This window comes from Baaleninema sp. (assembly GCF_049974805.1).
Taxonomy (GTDB): Bacteria; Cyanobacteriota; Cyanobacteriia; order Cyanobacteriales; family Geitlerinemataceae; genus Baaleninema.
Genome location: NZ_JBNGCO010000074.1, coordinates 1 through 18,576, shown reverse-complemented (window position 1 = coordinate 18,576; position 18,576 = coordinate 1). Strand labels below are relative to the sequence as shown.

Sequence of the window (18,576 nt, the reverse complement as noted above, 5' to 3'; positions counted from 1 at the left end):
GGTTCGAGCGATCGACCGGCACTAATTCGCAAAGCGGTCACAGTCCAGAGTGTTCCCGTAATTTCCAATCGGTTTTTAAAAGTGTCAAACATCACAAAACCTACAATTCTAATGTTAACTAAAATTCAAACAACTAAAAACATCTCGTACCGATATATTCCAATCGGTTAAAAGACTCAAAACAGGGAGTCGATCGTCATTTTGTTTGATTTCGGGTTGTTCTCGCGGCTTGAAAATGGCGATCGTACTTTCTTCGGGATCGACGAGCCACCCGAGTTGAGTTCCGGCGTTGAGACAGAATAAGATATTGCTCGTTACGCGAGTCGGACTTTGTTCGGGGGATAAAATTTCGATCGTCCAGTCTGGCGCAACTTCAAAGGTATTTTCAATTTCCCCTCGATTGTCCAGGGGAATCTTTTCCCAAGCAAAAACAGAGATATCTGGAACGATCGATCTCCCGCCAAACCTACAGCGTAACTCGGTAAACGCCGAGGCGATTCGATCTGGTTCCGCCACCCGATTAATTTCTGCTGAAAGTCGAGTTTGCAGTCGGCTATGTTTCCCCTTCGGTATCGGCTTTTGATAGGTTTTTCCATCGACGTATTCCGTCGCTGGCTGGGTTTCGGGGAGTTGTAGAAATTCGCTTAAGGATAACGAATTTGACTGGACGGTCGATCGCATTTTTGATGTTCCTCAAGGGAAGATTCAGGACTCTGTTAAAGGGAATCGCACATCTTTACCGAGTATATTGCTCTTTGAGGTGAAGTGCGATCGTGTTCGTTTCTGCTACATTGCGTCCGGTGGTTTGAATGCAGACTCCAATTCCGGCATCTGTCCAAGTTAAAACAAACTCAACCAAACCTTCTTCAGTTGTTCGCCGAATTGGATCGACTTGCTTAGGATTGAACGGCAATGAATTTACAATTTGCTTGACATAGGGAGACCGACATAGTTTTTTAGAAAAGTCTTGTAACGTATCTTTGCCGTGGTCGTCCCTGAGTTTAATTGTTTTTTGCTCTGGAGAGGTCTCATCTTGAGGAATTAAAGACAGCATTGCCGTTTTCTGTCTGGCAAACTGTAGCTGCGATCGCTCGTGAAACAGCACCCCCATCGCGGACAAGGTGACATAGGAAAGATCGTCGATCGATTCTTCGTCTACGAGAGCCGAAAGTCGTTCGTCGTCCCAAGGCAACTCTATCTCTTGTTTGGAGACTGTATTTCCGGTTTCGAGATCGCTAAAGCCGACGTAGTGATTTAACCAAAAGGCTAGGTCGAGCGAAACTGGTTGAGGCGGAAGTGCAATAACTTCTGAAAACTTCTCAAATAGGTAATAAACAGGGATTTCTAAGGCTTGGCCGACCATGCCAGCAAACGAAATTTGAGCTTTATAACCTCCTGTGGCATTAATCGCGATCGAACTGGGATCGAAGGTTCGAGCTTCCTTGCTAATCTCCTTAACCAGATTCCGCAATCCATCTTGTTTGAAGGCTTTAACGTTGTCGTCTCGTAACCCATCAAGAATCCGATATTCAACCTCTTCAAATTGAACTGGATTTCGATTATTTTTGTAGTACAAGTTGAGAAGCTGTCCGGTATAGCGACCATCATCGGTATCGGAAACTAGAAAAATTAATTGCTTTTTCTGGTCGAGCAAACCCTTGCTTAAAATGCTAGAAATTGAGTTAATTTCCGCACCACAAACACGGCTCATATTCTCTTTTTCTAGCAACCACAAGCTGAGTTGATGCCAGTTCTTTTCAGCTTTGAGTTGCTGAACCTCTTCATTTTCTCGATTGAGATTGTTGAGCAAGCTCGTTCCAACTGTGCAAATAAGTGTGTGTCGCATCTCGATCTACCTCCTGGCTTTTTTCTTGCTAGAGTTTTGGAATTCTCTAACCAATGCTGTATGTTCTCGGGCTAAATGTCCGAGATAAAGCTGTGCTAAAGTCATATGCAGATCTTTGACAACTTGCTGATAGTTGTTGCGATCTTCCAAAAAAGCTTGCAGATCGTCTTCTTCCTGTCCTGATTTATAGCTTTTTTGGATGCTGTCTAGTAAATCAGTAGCAGTTTGGTGTAGTTGTTCAATTGACTCAACCAGCTCGACGGCAAAATATTTATTGCCTTGTTTTTGTTTCCAAATTTTGCTAGAACCTTGCCTGCCAATTTGGTAGCGAATGAAAGTTTTTAGTGCTTCCAAAGACGTGGAAGGTTCTGTGGAAACTGACAGGACATTTTTAAATGGAGATTTCTCATCCTGTTTTTCAATTTGAAATTTTTTCGCAAGTCGTTGAATATCCTCAATGACATCATCCATAAAAAATCTAAGTTCGCGATCGATCCGAAGTTTTAGCTGCTCGCGTACATCCATCATGCGCTCTTCGCTCATTTTGCTTCCTCCCGAAAAACTTGGTGAAACTCGTTGCAAACTTCAATTTGTCCGAACCCTTCCAGCGTTCGTTCTCCAATCCCGCGACACTCCAACCGAGCTAATGGCTCGTACCATCGATCGATCTCTTCGGTACTAAACAAGTACACGCTCCCTTTCGTCGTCACGAGATCGATATCTTTCATTAACCCCCAGGCGGAATTCCAACCGGAAACATAGTCGTAACTGCTGTAAGCCGCGTGAAGTTCTAAGCTTTTATCTTCATCAATCCCCGCAAACTGACAAAGCATCGATGGCGTTACGACTGTTGTTCGCTTCCAGTTATCCAGAAAAACACCGTCCGATTGGAGATCGATCGTAAAGTAGGTTCTCTTTTCAGACAACGGACAGTCTCCAAAAAGTTCTTTCCACTGCTTTTGTCGCTTGTTTAACTCTTTGTTAAACGCCTGAATTCGTTTTTTCACAGCTTCTTGAAGACTGACTTCAACACACTTGGCCTCGATTTCAACGCGGCCTAACCCTCGCGATGCCGAACCGCCCAAACGAAAATGATTCGAGAATTTGTCTAGAAAAGTAGTTAAGTGTTTTGCGAGATTGTCATCTTCAACGATAATCGAACTCCGATAAACCACATCATGCCACTGTTTGAGTCCGTGCGGATGTTTGGTAGCAAATCGTTCGTTGAGAACTTCTAGACTGTACAGAATTTCGTCTTCTGAGGTTGATCGACGGCGATTTATCCCTACACGAGTTAACAGACGCTTGGAAACCGACATTTTAATGTAACGCTCTTTATATTTACCGTAAAACCCGCTGTAAGGCTCCACTCGTCCGCCATCTTTTGGATCGTTTGGATCGTAAAGCTGTCCGTACTTTTCTGCCCAAAATCGATCGATCAGCGTATCGAACACGCCGTTTCCGTTCGGCTTAAAGCCCTCCTTGGCTTTCGCACTTAGAACCGTGGACGGTAACACGCGAACAGTATCCACTTCGAGGGGGAATTCGCTCTTATCTCCATCTTTCGCCGTCGCTGGATAACCGTTGCGAAAAACTGCCCCGTTGTCATCCACAAACAACCGAGAAAAATCGTCTCCGTGTTCCGGTTTTTCATCAGAAAGTCGAAGCATTTGTGCGGCGACGGCACCGCGAATTACGGAACCCGAAATAAAATCTGCCGCTTCGCTCACAGAACCCGGTTTTTTCCAACCGATCGCGAGAGGAGATTTTGCCGTAATTTTCAAGCGAATTTCTTTCACGACGCACCTCCTGCAAGTAGTTTTTTCCACGTCGCCTCGTCAGTTTTCCAGTTTTCTGGCTTAAACTGCCAACTCAGCCATCCCAACCCGGCGGATTTACTGCCTCCGAGAGCGTTAATCTGTTTCAAACCTGCCCAAATCAACAATTTATATTGTGGTAGTAGGTGGGAATCCACATGAATTTGTCCCTCAAATGCCAAAGCCAGGTTGGCAGGTGACGTTTCGAGGAAGTAGAGTTTTTTATCTTCCGCAGTTCCTCGGCGACGGTTAATCGTAACCCCTGGACGCAAAACTTCCGGTAAATTTTCCTGGGGTTCGGAACACACTAAAGCCTCGAAATCAACGCGAGACGGTAACACGGGATTTCCAAAAATTTGACAGATAATACAATGATGTCGATGGTCTTCGTTGACGCGATACTCTTCACGTAGAAAGTTTGAACTGTCGGGTAATCCCACTCGTTGCGGACACATCTTGTCCGGTTTCGGCGATCGACACACCGGCCATTCCAACCCTCTGGCGAGTTTTTCGCACTCGTGGCGCAAGCGTCCTTTCAATTGTGACGCGGGAATCAACAATTTTCCGTCAGCAGTCCGAACGATAGGTTTGTCCGCCAGGGAACCGGAAGACCCCCCGGCACCCACACATAAGGCGCTGTCCAGTGTGGCGGTCACAGTTATCGATTGTGTGGTGGATGTTAGCGATTGGAGGTTAATCATGGATTTGCGACCTCCGATTGAGTTTCAGCTTGGGTTTCGGCGTGAGTTTCGACTTCAACAAAGGGATAGAGATCGACCAGTTCTCGCCAAATGGTTTCGTAGGTTGTCAAACCGTTTTTTTCTTTGATAGACATCCACGGCGCGAGATTTCCATTGTTGTTGGTGTCTTTCGGCTTGCACCAGGCGGCTTCAAAGTGTTCTTTGAGCAAGTCTTGTTGTTTGTCTTTCAGGCGCGATCGAAAGTAAAGGTAGTTTAAAATGGCGGTACGTTTTCCTCGATCGAGTAAACTCCGAATTTGATAAATTTGCGATCGCGGAAATTCCGATTCTTTCAACGCTCGGACAGTTTGGATTAAGCCATCAAGTTCGTACAACGTGTACGGAGCCGCATACAGTTTGAGTTTGGGTTTGCCGAGCTTCGTCAATCCGTCGTCGCGAAATTCTGTAATGTTTGAAGAAATCATCGTGACAGATTTGAGCGTGAGGATATCGACTGTCCCTCCATGATAACCTGATTCCTTGAGCTTTTTGGCAGTTTTTTTAGCAGATTTTAACAATTGATTCGTCAAATTTTCCGCATAGTAAATTGGTGTGTCGTAGGAACTGATTAGCACACCCATTGACGTACTGAGTTCACATTTTAATACCCTAGATTTTTGTGGTATATAACGATGGTAAAAGCAGTAACCTACGAATTCATCGTGACTTTCTGGGTGAATTGCATACCGATCTTTTTTCGACTCCAGAATTTCTTCAAATTTATCGCCAATATCTCGGGCAATTTCCAGGGCTTTGTTAGCTGGAACGATCAGCAACACATCATCGCCGCCAATTGTGATGATTTCAAAAGGATGCACCCATTTCTTATGGCGTTTTTGAGACTCGGGCTTTTTAATATCTTTCAGTTTATGGGGATGTAGGTTTTTCGCCAGAGCGTAGTAAACAGACTGTTCTGTTGCCTCGAAAATGTCTTCACTGAACTGTCGATAGTCTTCAGGGGTTTTGATTTTTTGAATAAACCCTCCCATATTATTACCGTCAGCATAGATAAAGGAAATAAATCCATCGCTGGCGTTGGCGATTTCTTCGAGGTTGCGGGATTCAGTAATCTTCTCCTCTCCGTTTCGCTTTTCGGACTCAAAATCGTACTGCGAGTTTAAATCCGGGTGCTTTTCCAAAAATTCTTCAAACTTCTTGACCCAACTATCAATATATCCTGGTTGCCAATCTAGGGTATACCAATGTTGATTCTGTTTGTCTCGCTTCGTGGTTTGACCCATGAGATATTTTCGAGCCAAGGGTTCTGAAAACCAATGTTCTTTGGCGAGAGCATCGGGTTCGACGTGCAAGACAGAAGAGGCTCGATCGTTATTGTCGCGTTTGAGATAAGGATGGGTTTCGAGCATGGGGGGATAACGGCGAGACGATCGATTTGAAGTTTCATTTCCACTCCGTCGCTGGTTGAATTTGACAGCTAGCTTTCCCGCCAGTTCGTTGAAGCTTTTGCGCTGGTAAAAAAGTTTTTTAAGTTCGTCTGGAGTGGAGGATTCAATTTTGCCAAAGTAAGATTGAATTAGAGGTTTGGCATAATTTTGACGATACCAAGCGAGCCAGTTTGTCGATTCGGGATTGTCTCGCTGGAATAAGCCAAAGCGAATTTCAAGGAGTCTGAAGGTGTCCCCAACAGCGCAACTATTTGCGGTTATTGTTTCGTGGGTGTAGCGTTTTTCGATCGCATCTGCGAGGTCGTTAACGTAAGCCGCCGGACAAAACGCGAGTACGTTTCCGCCTGTGGAGTAAACAATGAGTTCGGGAATGAGTGCATCCAGTAAGGCAGACAATTGAGGTTCTTGTTTTAACCAGTCTCGCGGTGCTTGATAGTCGGCGATATCGACTTCAGACGATCGATCTCCAAAAAATGCAGGAATATCGACGAGGTTGATTCGATCGAGAATTGCAGAAGCACCGCGAATCTCCATCAAATTTTCTGACTCGAAGACGTACTGTTTGATTTTGGTTGCACCGCCGTAAACCAAGCCAATTCGGGTTTCCTGTTCCCAAAGTTCGCGCCATTTCTGTTTGATTTCATCAATAGTTTCGGGATAATCGTCTTCGGTAATTGTTTGCAAGGTTTCAACTTGCTTGACGATATCTCGAACTTCTAGGGGAACGTTTTGCGGATTGTCGATCGCCGTCTTCATCTGGCAGAGGATATCGAGGGGAAACTGGGGTTCTTTTTCGTTTCCCCATGCCAGACACCAGGAGAGGGCGATTTTGAAGCGTTTCCGTAAGTTTTCCGTCATCTTGCTGCAACCTTTAAATGAGTGAACGATCGATCCTTATTTTGAAAAATTTCGTGGCATGGCTTTATTCTAAATTGCCACTCTGAAAAATTCGCTTGGCTTTTTGGCAATAGTTTCTGGCATTTTCAATCGCTTGAGTATACCCAGAATATTTTTGATTTGCCTCAAGGGAAGCATGCGCGATCGCATTGCGGATGGGATTAGTTTTATGGAATAGTTTTGCAAGAGATGTTCGATTGACTCCATTTTCTTGAACGAACCATTTTTTAGTACGCTCTCGATTCTCTTTGCTGCGTGGATCTAACTGTTGATACTCGCAACCGTAAGTCACAATAGATTCAACGAGAGAAATATAGCCTGTCGCATATCGGCTATTGTCAAAATACCAGCTTGCCAGTTCGAGCTGCAATTGGCTTTCGGGAAGATCGGAACTGGCAAATTTCCGGGTAAAGCGAATCAAGTCGTCTTTGAAATACTTAAATGGAGATTGAAGTTCGGATTTTTCCAATGCAGTTCGCAAATCGTTCATGCGCTGTCGGATTGTGGGGACGTAGTTGATATTCAGAGCGTTAGACAAATTTTCAATGGCACGAGAGATGTCCGTACAGCCTTGTTCTTGAAGCAACTCGGAAATCAGATAGCCGTTACCAAAGTTTTGGAAGCTATATCCCCCTTTAATCCAACGGGTGAGATCGAACAGTGGTTGGAGATTGACAATTGGAGCATAACCAATTTCTCGCATCATCTCTAGCATTCCATAGTAAACGCCTCCGATATCAATTTGCTTTTCAGATTCAATGTCGTTCAGAAAGGTGACGACCAAAAACATAAAAAGTGACAACGATCGAAACGAGTGGGTAATGTCGATGTAAATCGTATCTTGTCGTTCTAGGAGGTTGACAATTTGAAAAATTGCATCCAGGGAGCGCGTGAGTTCGCTTTCGTTTAAGCCATAGGGCGTCACAATACACTTAGAGCGAGGACTGACCACAGATTCAACAACACTTAAGTCCAGTTCGCTCGCATCGCTCTGGTGATTCAACGATGAGATCCTGTCGGCGAGTTCTATATAATAGTCTTCGTCGAGATCGATTTTATTTTGTTGGCAGAAAAATCGATACACCTCTTCCCACATCGATTTGACAGTGCCAATAAAAATAATGCTGTCTAAATCTAAATGTTGGTATAGTGCCGAAGATACAAAGCTGCTCTCATACGAGCGTCCATCAATTTTATACTTAGCTTTTCGATATTCTCGAACCACTCGATCGTCTTTTGTATTGAAGGGGCCTGTTCCAAGTGGAGAAATTAAAATTTTAGCCATTGTTCTCTTGCCAGAATTTTGGATAAAAACAAAAAATTTGCAGGGAAGCTCAATACCGCTTCCACGACGATCGCTCAACCGATCGCACCGAAGCGACAAGCCTCAAAAAAACCTTTACCAGTCCAGGAAACGCAGCGAGAAAGAGACGCGAACTGCCAAATGGGTTCTGTTGAAAAAAGATGCCTGGATCTATTTTCATTAAGATATCAAATTTCAACAGCCCTAAAGTGAGAAGATTGAGTTTTTTAAGATTTTCTTCACCCTCTCTTTTGAGAATGTAACGTTTTCAAACAGTTTTCTTTACTAAGTAAAGAATCACTGCTTTTTCAAATAATTTGTGCTAAACAATCTCTCGAAAACCACAACGCCATTATACACCCTACTAGAATAAGCTCCTTCCAAACTATCCCTCGTCCTCCACATACCAGCGATACGCCTGCAAGATCTCCGATCGCATCTCCTGGCGAATCTCCCAAGGTAACAACACCTCGCCGAAGGGACGCCACGCCCGCAACCGCATCCGCACGTTCGTATCCCCCTGGCGCACCCAAACCCGGTAATAAGCATCCTCGGGCGATCGATCGCGCCAGACGCCCAACAAAAACCCCCGCCGTTCCGCTGCGGCGTTAGCCTGAATCAATTGCCCCACTTCCCCATAACTCACTGGTTCAAAGGTCTCGTGACGAAAGGTTCCCGCCACGTAACCGTCGTGAAACCCGCGATCGAACCGCAACACCATCAACCGAGGTTCCAAATAAAAATCGAACCCCCACGCCGCTTCCATTTCGCCGCGAATCTCGTCCGGCGTGGGCAACTGTTGCGATCGATATCGCTGCCACAACGTCCTCGGTACCGACTCGTCCTCCCAATCGATCGCCTGCAAATGCTGCACGCGATCGAGCCGAAAATTGTACCACTGGCCGCAACAGTCGGGCGTTTCACCGAACCCGCACAGATAAATCGCCCGACGCACGTAATAACAACACACCGGATACACCACACAGCGCACCGACGCCCCCAACCGCGAACTGTTGTACCTCAAGCGAATCGGCGGCACCACCGGGCGTTTCCACAATTCCACTAACTGCGCCTGCCAGTCTTCCACGCGATCGATATTGCGATCGCGGACAATGTAATCCACCTCAAAGAAAAACCGCTGCACCCCCGCAATCGGCCGAGAAAACCGTTGCGCCACCGTTCCCAAATCCAAATTCACCAACGCCAAAGGCAACTCCTCCCCCGCCGTCCGTTCCTCCATCGCGGGAACCTCTGGAAACACCGCCACGCGATCGAACCGTCGCCCTTGTCGTTGCAACCATCCCAACTCCACCAACAAGCGAAAATCGTCGAAGATCGATCGCCGCGTCACCCCAAACAACCGCCGTTGCAACACCGCCGCCAACTGTTCCTCCGTCAGTCCCGCCTGTTGGCACAATCGTTGTTTCCACTCCCGCGTCAGCCAGGGTTGCAACCATTGCGCCGCCGTTTTCCCACAGGCGCACCGTCGATCGTGCAAAGGGGGAATCGCTTCCCCTTTAGGATGGGTTTTCGTGAAAAAGCGATCGCGCCATTGGGGGTACGTAAACGCTTCCGGTAACACCGCCCCCTCGCTGCCATACAGCCAGCGCAACTCTGCCCACAGGCGAATCGCCCGTAACAAATGCTGTGCCAACGCCCCTCGCGTTAACTGTTGCAGAAATTTCGGATGGGGCGAAAATTCAAAGTGCGATCGATTCATCGTTTCGTTGTCTCAGTTTCGTTGTCTCAGTTGCATTATCTCAGGCAATTTGGAAGGCGCTCTTTCTACCCACCCCTTACAATAGTCTGGTTTGGATCGATCGTTACAACGCTCGTTTCAATAGATTGATTTTTCTAACCTTTTATGAATCCTATCCAACTGCGATTAATTGCCAGCCAAACCCGTCAAGGCTTGCCCTACCAACACTTACAGGTTCGCATTACCACCGAAGACGGCATTATCACCGCCGCCGACCTTAAAAATCTAACCTTACCCAAAGGCATCGACTTCAAACAGGGCATCGCCATCGAAGGCAAAGCCCCCATTTGGCTGTACGGCTACCTCGTCCACGAATGCCATCCCGCCGCCTGGGTGGGATGCTACGACCCCCGTTTGGGTGTCGTCGTCGTCTCCAGCCACACCCATCAAGTCCGCGTCAGCCAGGTTCTCGACATCGAACTCCCCGAATTAGAAACCCCGTAACCGCCATGCAACCCGAAATCCAACAACCCGAAATCCAACAACCGGAAATCCAACTGCAAATTATCCAACTCAAAGGCAGTAGCCGCGACTATCAAGCCCTCGCCATCGACACGCGCCCCCTGCGACGCTTGATGTCTCCCGATGCCCTGTTGACGTGGAAACTACCGCCGCAACTGGACTTAAGCCGGGGCGTGGTGTTGTACGGCAACGCCCCCAACTGGTTTTACAACCATGCCCTGTTGCAATTGCAGGAAGCGCCCTGGGTGGGGTTTTATGACTTGCGATCGAAATCTGTCGTTGTGGTGCGATCGCGCCAAAAGGGAATTGCCCCAGGCGATACCTTGCCCATCTTTCCCAACCGAGAACCAGGCGTTGCCGTACTCGTCGGCGGTCCTCCCAACAGCGGAAAAAGCGTCTTGTCGAACGCCTTGCGCGTAGCCGTAACGCGATCGCGCCCCGACTTACAAGTTTACTTGCACCGCGCCAACTGGGACGGCGAAGGCAACTACATTTACGAAAGTCAAAACCGACAAGTTGTCAAGCATTTGAAACAAAAAAACAAATACAAAATCCCCGACTTACCCAACGCCGACGAAGTTCTCGATTTGTACTTTCAAGAACGAGCCAGAGATACCGAAAACATCCGTCAAGTTATCGATTTAACCCTTGTCGATGTGGGGGGCGTTCCCGACCCGGTAAAACTGCCCGTGGTGCGATCGTGCAGTCACGCTCTGATTATCAGCAGCGACCCCCAAGCCGTGCGATCGTGGCAAGAACTCTGTCGCGACCTCCAACCGCTGGCGGTAGTTCACAGCGTCCGCGAAGACCGCTGCGACCTGTTGCAAACCTCGCCCTATCTCGAATTAGTTGCCGGACCTTGGGAGCGCGATCGCCCCGCTTCCGTTCCCCAACCCCTGCTCGATCGCCTCTTAAAACTCATGTAGAAAAAACATCCAAAATCTCCACAAATCCCTCAACAATTCTCCATCTTAAACAATCGAAAATATATCCGTGTTCTCGGTGTCTCTGTGGTGAATCCCACAAAAAACTTAAAACTTTTTTCCTTGCAACCCCCCACCCCCGAGACTAAAATCGAACTAGAAAGACCCATCCTTCCCAAATCCCCCCTCACTCCCATGAAAAAAGCAGTGTATTGGCTCATGGGCGACACCGCCGGACGAATAACCCTCAATATGTGGAATTGGTTGTGGGGATTGCCGCCAGAAGACGAACGCCGCGCCGCCGACCCCTTACAAACCGCCGAAACCTCCCTCAAAGCGATGCAGGCCTCCGTCCGAAAACTGGCCAAAGCCGTCTCGGCGCAAGTCGAAGCGTATCAAAGAGCCACGCTGAAATACGAAGAAAAAGTCCAACAAGCCAAACACTACGAACAACAAGCCATCGCCGCCCGCCAGCAGGGTGACGAAACCACCGCGCGGCTGGCCATGGCCCAAGCGATTCAACTCGAACAACTGCTACCCCAACTCGAAGACCGAGTGCGTCAAGCAGAAGTATTCGTGAGTGCTTCTCAAGAACGATTGAATCGAGAGCGACTGCAACTCGAAGCCTACAAAGCCGACATGGAACACATGAAGGACATGGCAGAAATGAGCCAAGCCCTCAACACCATCGCCCAGCTTGACAGCCAACTTAACATCGACTCGGCGCGATCGAACTTCGATCGCGCCAAAGAAACCGTCGAACAACGACATCTCGAAGAACAAGCCCTCGCCGAAGTGCGCGACCTTTCCAACGAGACCATTTCACAAGACTGGGAAACCCTCGCCCTCGACGACGAGATCGATCGACGATTGCAACAATCGAAAAGTCCTCCCAAACAACGGTAACGGATCGTGACTCAACAACGTAGCGGACCGCCGCCCATCGTCTTCATCCTGATTTTCCTCCTCCTCGCCGGAGGCGGTTACTGGTGGTTTTTCCAACGCCAACCCGCACCGTCCGGCGTCGCCACCGCCCCAGGTCAACCAACCGGAAACGTTCCGCCCCAGCAAGCCCCCAACGCCGCACCCCAGCCAGTAGGAACCGCACCGCCGCCCCCGCCGGCCGCCAATACCTTCTCGCCACCAACGAACGTTCCCAGCGGCACCACCGTCACCATCGACGGTTCCACGAGTATGGTGTCCATCAACGAAAGCTTGAAAACCGCCTTTCAACAGCAATTTCCCGGCACCACCGTCTCCACCAGCGCCAACGGTACCGAGAACGGACTCCAAGCCCTGAGTAACGGACAAGCGGACATCGCCGCCATCTCTCGGCCCCTGACGCCCCAAGAACAAAATCAAGGACTGGCCGCCATTCCCGTGGCTAACGACGCCATCGCCCTGGTGGTGGGGGTGGGAAACCCCTTCGGACAAGGACTCAGCCGACAACAAGCCGTCAGCATCTTCACCGGACAAATTAGCAATTGGTCGCAAATCGGCGGTCCGGACAAACCGATTCGCGTTATCAACCGTCCTCCGGAAAGCGGAACTCGCCAAGCCTTCCAAGAATTGGTCCTTGGCGGCGGTAATTTCGGCAACACGCCCAATATCACCACCATGGAACGGGATGCCACAACGCCCATGTTGCGGGAGGTAGGAGACGACGGCATCGGCTACGCCACCGCCGCGCAAATTCTCAATCAAAGTACGGTTCGGGTGGTGGCCATCGACGGTTTGACGCCAGCGGCCTCGCAGTATCCTTATCAGCGAATTCTGTACTATGTTTATCGCAACCCGCCGACGCCGGAAGTGTCTGCGTTTCTGGGGTTCGTGGGTTCGCCGTCGGGTCAACAGGCGATTTTGACGGCGGGAAGTTGATAATTTTCACCACACCAGAGACTGAGGTTGGCTGTTGGGTTGCCCCCCAACCTACCCACGGGTTATCAAAAACATGGCGCGGGAAAACCCCGATCCTTTAGGACGGGGATGCGCCTTGCGCCTTAGCTTCCACTTTACCAATCTATAGGTAGTATGTTAACATGGGAAGCCAGAATAGTGATAGCCCATGTTAAAAGCGTACAAATTTCGTATATATCCAACATCAGAACAGAAAGTCTTACTTGCTAAGTCCTTCGGCTCTGCACGTTGGTTTTTTAATTTTGCGCTTGACTTGGCATCCAAGACCTATCAAGAGACAGGAAAGGGGCTAAGTCGCAATGACATCATCAAACTATTACCTGGACTCAAGAAAGAGCATGAGTGGCTAACTGAACCACCTTCTCAAGTGTTACAGCAAGCAGCACTTGACCTATCTAGTGCTTTCCTCAACTTCTTCGCAGGACGAGCAAGATATCCCCGATTTAAGAGCAAGCACCGGAAGCAATCAATCCGCTTTCCCCAAAACGGCAAGCTCGATGGGGAGTATCTAGTTCTACCTAAGCTAAAGAAAGTCTACTGCCGAGTTTCGCGCTTGCCAGAGGGCGTATTAAAATCTGTCACCGTCTCGATGACACCGACAGGGGAATACTATGCTTCCTGTTTGTATGACGATGGTAGGGAGAAGCCTGAGCCGAGTAGTGAGGGTAAAGCAGTTGGAGTAGATTTGGGAATCACTCATTTTGCCATCACCTCCGATGGGTCAAAGCATGGGAATCCCAAGTCTTACCGCAAATATGAGAAGAAATTAGCTATCCGACAAAAACGGTTAGCGAAGAAGCAAAAAGGCTCTAGTAATCGTGCTAAAGCCCGAAAAAAGGTGGCTAAGGTTCATCAGAAAATCACTCGCTGTCGTGAGGATTTTCTCCACAAGCTAAGTCGTAAATTAGTTGACGAAAACCAAGTCATTGTGGTGGAATCCCCCCTAACCCCCCTTAATAAGGGGGGAACTCAAGGGGGGATAAACATGGTACGCAACCACTGTCTCGCTAAATCTATTAGTGATGCAGGGTGGGGTATGTTCCAGACCCTGTTGAAGTACAAGGCTGAATGGGAAGGAAAGATGTACGTAGAAATAGACCGATTCTTCCCTTCCTCAAAGACCTGTCATGTTTGTCTCAATCAAATTGGTAGTTTACCTCTTGATGTCAGAGAGTGGACTTGCCAGAAGTGCAAAGCCAAACATGACAGAGATATCAATGCAGCCATCAATATCAGAGATGAAGGTTTACGAATTTTGGCGGGAGGGCATCTCGCTACCGCTTCTGGAGAAAGAGTAAGACTAAGTAAGGGTACTGCCTTTACTCAGCGTCATTCTGTGAAGGAAGAATCCCCGTCGCGTGATTCGCGGGGAGTTGTCAATTTGTCAATTTGGCCACGAAATGCAAATTGCGATCGAAAAGATAGCGGAAGGGAACGGGATATAAATTGAGTCGCCGTTGCATGACTTTAGGAAACCAGCCGATTTCGCCGAAGATAGCGTTCCAGCCACGGGAAGATAAATAATGATAGGGAAGGGCGACGCCGTAACTGCGGTTTCCCACCCAATCCATAAACCGCAGGCGAATCTCGTCGAACCAGGAGTTACAGCAGTGGTCTTTGATTAAAACGGCTTGTTTGGCGACGCGGGTACATTCAGCTAAAACGGCTTTGGGGTCGTGGGTGTGGTGCAGTACGTCCACCACCATGACAAAATCGAAACTATTGTCTGGGTAAGGAAGGGTTTTTCCGTCGAATTGGCGGACGGGAATGGCGGTTTTGGGACGAACGAGTACGTCTACGCCTTCTAATTTTGCGTTCGGACGTAAGGCGTTTACGGCAACGGCGATTTCGCCACTTCCGCAGCCGACATCGAGTCCGGTGAGGGGTTGGTTTTTGGGTAATAGGGTCGCCAGGTGGTTCGCTAATACGCGAACGCGGCGGTTCATGACGAGGGAATGGTGGAGGGTTTGCATTGCCAGGATGGGGGAAGAGAAATGCGATCGCCCAAATATAGCAATATTAATAGCAAGATGAAAGGATTCGCGGCAAAATTCTCGATCGATTGCTGTGGCCAGATCCCCGGCATCTCTAGCCGGGGATCTGGAGAGAACAGACTATCCAGAATTAAGAATTATCCCGGCGATCGCTTTGATATTTTTCCGCTTGATACCTTTCGGAGAGAACGGCGTAAAACAACCCGCTAAATAGGGTTTGGGCGCCGATGAGAATAAACACCATTCCCGTCACCGCCGGACGAATGGCGTATAGAGGACCGAAATCAGCATCGACCCAAGTCCGAACGATCGATAGTTCGATGCCCAAGCCGATGCCGAACATCACCAGAGAAAACAAGATAATTTTCTCGATACTAATGGATTTTACCACCCAATCCATCCGTTTCGATCGCCGTCGAATTCGATGGGTTAACGTATACAGATGCGCCAGCAGTCCGGTTAACAGGAGTTCGTACCCCAATAAAGAGGACAACGCCGAAACAACAATCCAGTGGTCGTTAAAGCGCAAATCTCCCACGTAAACCGATTCTCCACCGGGAGCGAGATTTAAAATTCCCGACAAACTCAAGCCAAAGGCGATGAGTAAAAGACCGGGAATCCAATAGACATATTTCGGCGCAAAAAGCAGAATATATTTTAAATGTCGCCAACCGTCCGACCAGGGGCGCAAATGAGGAGCGCGATCGCGTCCGTCGGGGTGGAGTGTAATCGGCACTTCGCTGATTTTTAAGTCTAAAATCGCCGATTTGACCAGCATTTCCGAGGCGAATTCCATCCCCGGCGATTCCATATCCAATTGAAGAAACGCCCGTTTAGAAAACGCCCGCATTCCTGAGTTTACATCAGAGAACTTAGCATGATATAATAAATTGACTATCGTGGTAAGTGCCGGGGTTCCAATGTGGCGATTTTTCCAAGGCATCGCCCCCGGAATAATTTGACCTTTCAACCGAGTTCCGATGACGAGATCGTATCCCGACATTAACTTTTGAACCAGGGGAACCGCTTCGCGAAAATCATAAGAATCGTCCGCATCTCCCATGACGATAAATTCACCCCGCGCCGCACGAATTCCCCAAGTCAACGCCGCACCGTAACCGCGCACGGGAACCTCAACCACTCGCGCACCGAGAGATTTAGCTAATTCCTGAGAGCCATCTGTCGAACCGTTATCGGCGACGACGATTTCTCCACACAATCCCAATCGATCGATCGCCGTTTTCGCCTTTTCAATACAAATTTTTAACGTGCGAACTTCGTTGAGACAGGGAAGCACAAAAGACAGGTCGATCGTTTCCATCTGCGATCGCGCCGTATCCTCTCGTGTCGTTGAGTGCATGGGAGAAAAACCTAAAAACAGTAAAACGATGCGACTATATATAAAGAGTTGAGGAGAATTTGTCAATTGAGAAGTCCTCTGAGAAACTCGGTATCGTGAAGAAACCAGGTTTCTGGCGATTCAAACGTTTCTGATTCTAATTTTCAGATGCAGCCATTTTCACCCAAGCGATCGATCGCGATCGTTGCACTTCAATTCTTACTCTTACTCAGCGTCACCTATTGGATTTTCCCCCATTACGAACGCTGGCACGCTTTCGATCTCCAACACTACCACAGCATCTCAGTTAACATTCGACAGGAACTCGTCCCCTACCGGGATTTTCTACTGGAATATCCCCCCGCTTCCCTGATTCCGATTCTCCTCCCGCAACTGTTTTCCCGTAGCGAACCCCTTCCCCTCGAGGATTACATCTTCGGATTCGTAGTAGAAAACCTGGCGTTTACCGTTCTGCTGGGGTTGGGATTGCTAGGAATCGCACCCCGTCGCGGCGTCTCCACCCTCATCAAATATACCTTGCTGGCGTTGTTGCTGTCGCCGCTGCTGCTGTGGCGATACGACTTGTTCCCCACCCTCCTAACCGTCGCAGCGGTGTTGGCGGCGCTGTCGCAATTCGCCATCGGTTCCGGAATCACCTTGGGATTAGGAATCGCCGCCAAACTCTATCCTGTGGTTCTCGTTCCCGTATTTTTCCTGTATTTTACGGCGTCTCGTCGTTTGGGAAGCGGAATCAAACTGATTGTGAGTTCGATCGCTACCACCTTACTCTCGTTTCTTCCCGTTTGGTGGCTGGCTCCCGACGACTTTACCTCCTTTTTGACTTATCACAAAGATCGCGGCTTGCAAATCGAAAGCGTTTACGCCGGATGGGTGAGTTTGGGGGAAGTTCTCGGCTTAACGGAGGCGTCTTCAGAAATGAACTACGGCGCACAACACCTCGTTTCTCCCCTCGCCGAACCCCTGTTACAGCTTCAACCCTGGCTGTTTGTGGCGGCGATGGCGGTGGTATATGGTTTGGCGTGGTGGCGGTTTCGGGAAGAGTCGCGACGGTTTACCGAGATTTCTGTGGAAACGTTCGTGGCGTATTCAGCGGCGGCGTTGCTGGCGTTTATGCTGACGAATAAGGTGTTTTCGCCGCAATATTTGATTTGGTTGTTGGCGTTTCTTCCGCTGTTGCAATGGCGGTTTGTGGCGCTGACGGGGGTGAGTTTTGCGGCGACGACGACGGTGAGTTTCGTGACGCGACAGTTGCGGTTGATGTATCCGCCGTCTGTGGTGTTGTTGAATTTACGGAATTTTCTATTGTTAGGAGTGTTGGTGTGGTTGTTGGTAGTTTACGCGCCGTTTCGGTGGAGAGAAAAGTAGTTAGATTCTTGAGGTGAAGTTGTGTTTTTACCACAGCGAACCGTCAACATTTTGTCGGTTTTTCGGATTTCCGTAGAACCCAACAGAAGGGAGTTTGTAGGTTTGTAGGTTTGTAGGTTGGGTGGAACGGAGTGAAACCCAACAGCCACTCAATTGAGTCGGTCAGATAGTCTCCGATAAATTTACATTTTTGAGAGGCGCCAGAAACCCGGTTTCTGGAGGGAAGGGTTTCTCGATCGATGAGTAAAACTTGCTAATAAACCCGCATTCTTGAAAGAAAAATTTGTTTTATAGCAACATTAAATGATTCGCGGCAATATTTCATTTCGCAAAGGGTCTCCGCAAAACGAGGTGATAATAAAAACTTATCAAATAAAGCAAGATAGAAAGCGCATTCGCATATTTTCAAAATTCATAAAGCCATAAGCTTGACGCTTTATCAGTTTAAGACGATTATTAATACCCTCCATCACACCGTTGGTTGTTCGGCTCAAGAAATAATTACATATTGTGTTAAGATGATTGCGAATTGTCTTGACAGCATCACTATAGATACTCTGTGCTTTAGATAACCATTCTTTAAGTTTATTTTTTCCGCTCTCTGGGTTTTGAGTTGTTTCATAGATTTCTCTAAAGTTCTCTTTGAGCTGATAAGCTTTTCGTAAACGTTTTGACTGTTTTAAAACGGACTCTAACTTTTCTAATTTCTCTTCTTTTAAATCTTTTTGGTTTTTCGGCACTGGTCGTGTAAAGTGGGAGATATAATCTCCTCGAAAATTACCCATGA

General features: G+C 48.2%; 17 protein-coding genes. 6 read left to right on the top strand and 11 right to left on the bottom strand.

The window, feature by feature from the left end:
• Positions 1–114: 114 nt before the first annotated feature.
• The 8 genes from ACP5D4_RS14420 to ACP5D4_RS14385 all read right to left on the bottom strand — a co-directional run bounded on the left by ACP5D4_RS14420 (position 115) and on the right by ACP5D4_RS14385 (position 9,729).
• On the bottom strand, positions 115–681 hold the full coding sequence (locus ACP5D4_RS14420) for a Uma2 family endonuclease (protein ID WP_428012319.1): 567 nt from the start codon (positions 679–681) through the stop codon (positions 115–117).
• A 55-nt stretch (positions 682–736) separates the two neighbouring features.
• Positions 737–1,810 (bottom strand): putative CRISPR-associated protein, encoded by a 1,074-nt coding sequence (locus ACP5D4_RS14415; RefSeq protein WP_428012318.1) that lies wholly within the window; start codon positions 1,808–1,810, stop codon positions 737–739.
• Between the two features lie 42 nt (positions 1,811–1,852).
• On the bottom strand, positions 1,853–2,389 hold the full coding sequence (locus ACP5D4_RS14410) for a hypothetical protein (protein WP_428012317.1): 537 nt from the start codon (positions 2,387–2,389) through the stop codon (positions 1,853–1,855).
• A complete protein-coding gene (gene csx10 / locus ACP5D4_RS14405; protein WP_428012316.1) occupies positions 2,386–3,645 on the bottom strand; it encodes a type III-D CRISPR-associated RAMP protein Csx10 in 1,260 nt (419 codons plus the stop codon). The genes ACP5D4_RS14410 and csx10 overlap by 4 nt, the downstream gene beginning before the upstream one ends.
• Positions 3,642–4,319, bottom strand: coding sequence for an RAMP superfamily CRISPR-associated protein (locus tag ACP5D4_RS14400; RefSeq protein WP_428012315.1), 678 nt, complete (start codon positions 4,317–4,319; stop codon positions 3,642–3,644). Before ACP5D4_RS14400 ends, csx10 begins: the two co-directional genes overlap by 4 nt.
• A 41-nt stretch (positions 4,320–4,360) precedes the next feature.
• Entirely contained in the window at positions 4,361–6,667 is a 2,307-nt protein-coding gene (cas10, locus tag ACP5D4_RS14395) for a type III-B CRISPR-associated protein Cas10/Cmr2 (protein ID WP_428012314.1), read from the bottom strand.
• A 64-nt stretch (positions 6,668–6,731) separates the two neighbouring features.
• Positions 6,732–8,069, bottom strand: coding sequence for a TIGR02221 family CRISPR-associated protein (gene csx2, locus ACP5D4_RS14390; RefSeq protein ID WP_428012313.1), 1,338 nt, complete (start codon positions 8,067–8,069; stop codon positions 6,732–6,734).
• A 325-nt stretch (positions 8,070–8,394) separates the two neighbouring features.
• Positions 8,395–9,729, bottom strand: a complete 1,335-nt coding sequence (locus ACP5D4_RS14385; protein ID WP_428012312.1) for a TIGR03985 family CRISPR-associated protein — start codon at positions 9,727–9,729, stop codon at positions 8,395–8,397.
• 144 nt (positions 9,730–9,873) lie between these two features.
• Here ACP5D4_RS14385 and crn3 point away from each other — a divergent pair, with 144 nt between their 5' ends.
• The 5 genes from crn3 to ACP5D4_RS14360 all read left to right on the top strand — a co-directional run bounded on the left by crn3 (position 9,874) and on the right by ACP5D4_RS14360 (position 14,520).
• Positions 9,874–10,212, top strand: coding sequence for a CRISPR-associated ring nuclease Crn3/Csx3 (gene crn3, locus ACP5D4_RS14380; RefSeq protein WP_428012311.1), 339 nt, complete (start codon positions 9,874–9,876; stop codon positions 10,210–10,212).
• Between the two features lie 5 nt (positions 10,213–10,217).
• Positions 10,218–11,156, top strand: a complete 939-nt coding sequence (locus tag ACP5D4_RS14375) for a CRISPR-associated protein Csx3 (protein ID WP_428012310.1) — start codon at positions 10,218–10,220, stop codon at positions 11,154–11,156.
• A 192-nt stretch (positions 11,157–11,348) separates the two neighbouring features.
• On the top strand, positions 11,349–12,059 hold the full coding sequence (locus ACP5D4_RS14370) for a PspA/IM30 family protein (protein WP_428012309.1): 711 nt from the start codon (positions 11,349–11,351) through the stop codon (positions 12,057–12,059).
• Positions 12,060–12,065: 6 nt separating this feature from the next.
• Positions 12,066–13,031: a substrate-binding domain-containing protein gene (locus ACP5D4_RS14365; RefSeq protein ID WP_428012308.1), complete on the top strand. Its 966-nt coding sequence runs from the start codon at positions 12,066–12,068 to the stop codon at positions 13,029–13,031.
• A gap of 187 nt (positions 13,032–13,218) precedes the next feature.
• Positions 13,219–14,520: an RNA-guided endonuclease InsQ/TnpB family protein gene (locus tag ACP5D4_RS14360; RefSeq protein ID WP_428012307.1), complete on the top strand. Its 1,302-nt coding sequence runs from the start codon at positions 13,219–13,221 to the stop codon at positions 14,518–14,520.
• On the opposite strand, the gene ACP5D4_RS14355 is transcribed toward ACP5D4_RS14360, so the two are convergent.
• Both ACP5D4_RS14355 and ACP5D4_RS14350 read right to left on the bottom strand, forming a co-directional pair.
• Complete coding sequence (locus ACP5D4_RS14355) at positions 14,447–15,043, bottom strand: class I SAM-dependent methyltransferase (protein WP_428012306.1); 597 nt, start codon at positions 15,041–15,043, stop codon at positions 14,447–14,449. The two genes, ACP5D4_RS14360 and ACP5D4_RS14355, sit on opposite strands and share 74 nt — an antisense overlap.
• A 151-nt stretch (positions 15,044–15,194) precedes the next feature.
• A complete protein-coding gene (locus ACP5D4_RS14350) occupies positions 15,195–16,424 on the bottom strand; it encodes a glycosyltransferase family 2 protein (protein ID WP_428012305.1) in 1,230 nt (409 codons plus the stop codon).
• A gap of 147 nt (positions 16,425–16,571) precedes the next feature.
• Here ACP5D4_RS14350 and ACP5D4_RS14345 point away from each other — a divergent pair, with 147 nt between their 5' ends.
• Complete coding sequence (locus ACP5D4_RS14345; RefSeq protein WP_428012304.1) at positions 16,572–17,789, top strand: glycosyltransferase 87 family protein; 1,218 nt, start codon at positions 16,572–16,574, stop codon at positions 17,787–17,789.
• A 368-nt stretch (positions 17,790–18,157) separates the two neighbouring features.
• Here ACP5D4_RS14345 and ACP5D4_RS14340 read toward each other — a convergent pair.
• On the bottom strand, positions 18,158–18,576 hold a 419-nt coding region (locus ACP5D4_RS14340), incomplete at its 5' end, for an ISL3 family transposase (RefSeq protein ID WP_428012303.1).

What these genes read in the sequence shown, in the direction of transcription:
- ACP5D4_RS14360 (WP_428012307.1), top strand. Translation starts at nt 13,219, where the DNA reads ATGTTAAAAGCGTACAAATTTCGTATATATCCAACATCAGAACAGAAA.
- cas10 (WP_428012314.1), bottom strand. Translation starts at nt 6,667, where the DNA reads ATGACGGAAAACTTACGGAAACGCTTCAAAATCGCCCTCTCCTGGTGT.
- ACP5D4_RS14370 (WP_428012309.1), top strand. Translation starts at nt 11,349, where the DNA reads ATGAAAAAAGCAGTGTATTGGCTCATGGGCGACACCGCCGGACGAATA.
- ACP5D4_RS14375 (WP_428012310.1), top strand. Translation starts at nt 10,218, where the DNA reads ATGCAACCCGAAATCCAACAACCCGAAATCCAACAACCGGAAATCCAA.
- crn3 (WP_428012311.1), top strand. Translation starts at nt 9,874, where the DNA reads ATGAATCCTATCCAACTGCGATTAATTGCCAGCCAAACCCGTCAAGGC.
- ACP5D4_RS14345 (WP_428012304.1), top strand. Translation starts at nt 16,572, where the DNA reads ATGCAGCCATTTTCACCCAAGCGATCGATCGCGATCGTTGCACTTCAA.
- ACP5D4_RS14420 (WP_428012319.1), bottom strand. Translation starts at nt 681, where the DNA reads ATGCGATCGACCGTCCAGTCAAATTCGTTATCCTTAAGCGAATTTCTA.
- ACP5D4_RS14350 (WP_428012305.1), bottom strand. Translation starts at nt 16,424, where the DNA reads ATGCACTCAACGACACGAGAGGATACGGCGCGATCGCAGATGGAAACG.
- ACP5D4_RS14385 (WP_428012312.1), bottom strand. Translation starts at nt 9,729, where the DNA reads ATGAATCGATCGCACTTTGAATTTTCGCCCCATCCGAAATTTCTGCAA.
- ACP5D4_RS14410 (WP_428012317.1), bottom strand. Translation starts at nt 2,389, where the DNA reads ATGAGCGAAGAGCGCATGATGGATGTACGCGAGCAGCTAAAACTTCGG.
- ACP5D4_RS14355 (WP_428012306.1), bottom strand. Translation starts at nt 15,043, where the DNA reads ATGCAAACCCTCCACCATTCCCTCGTCATGAACCGCCGCGTTCGCGTA.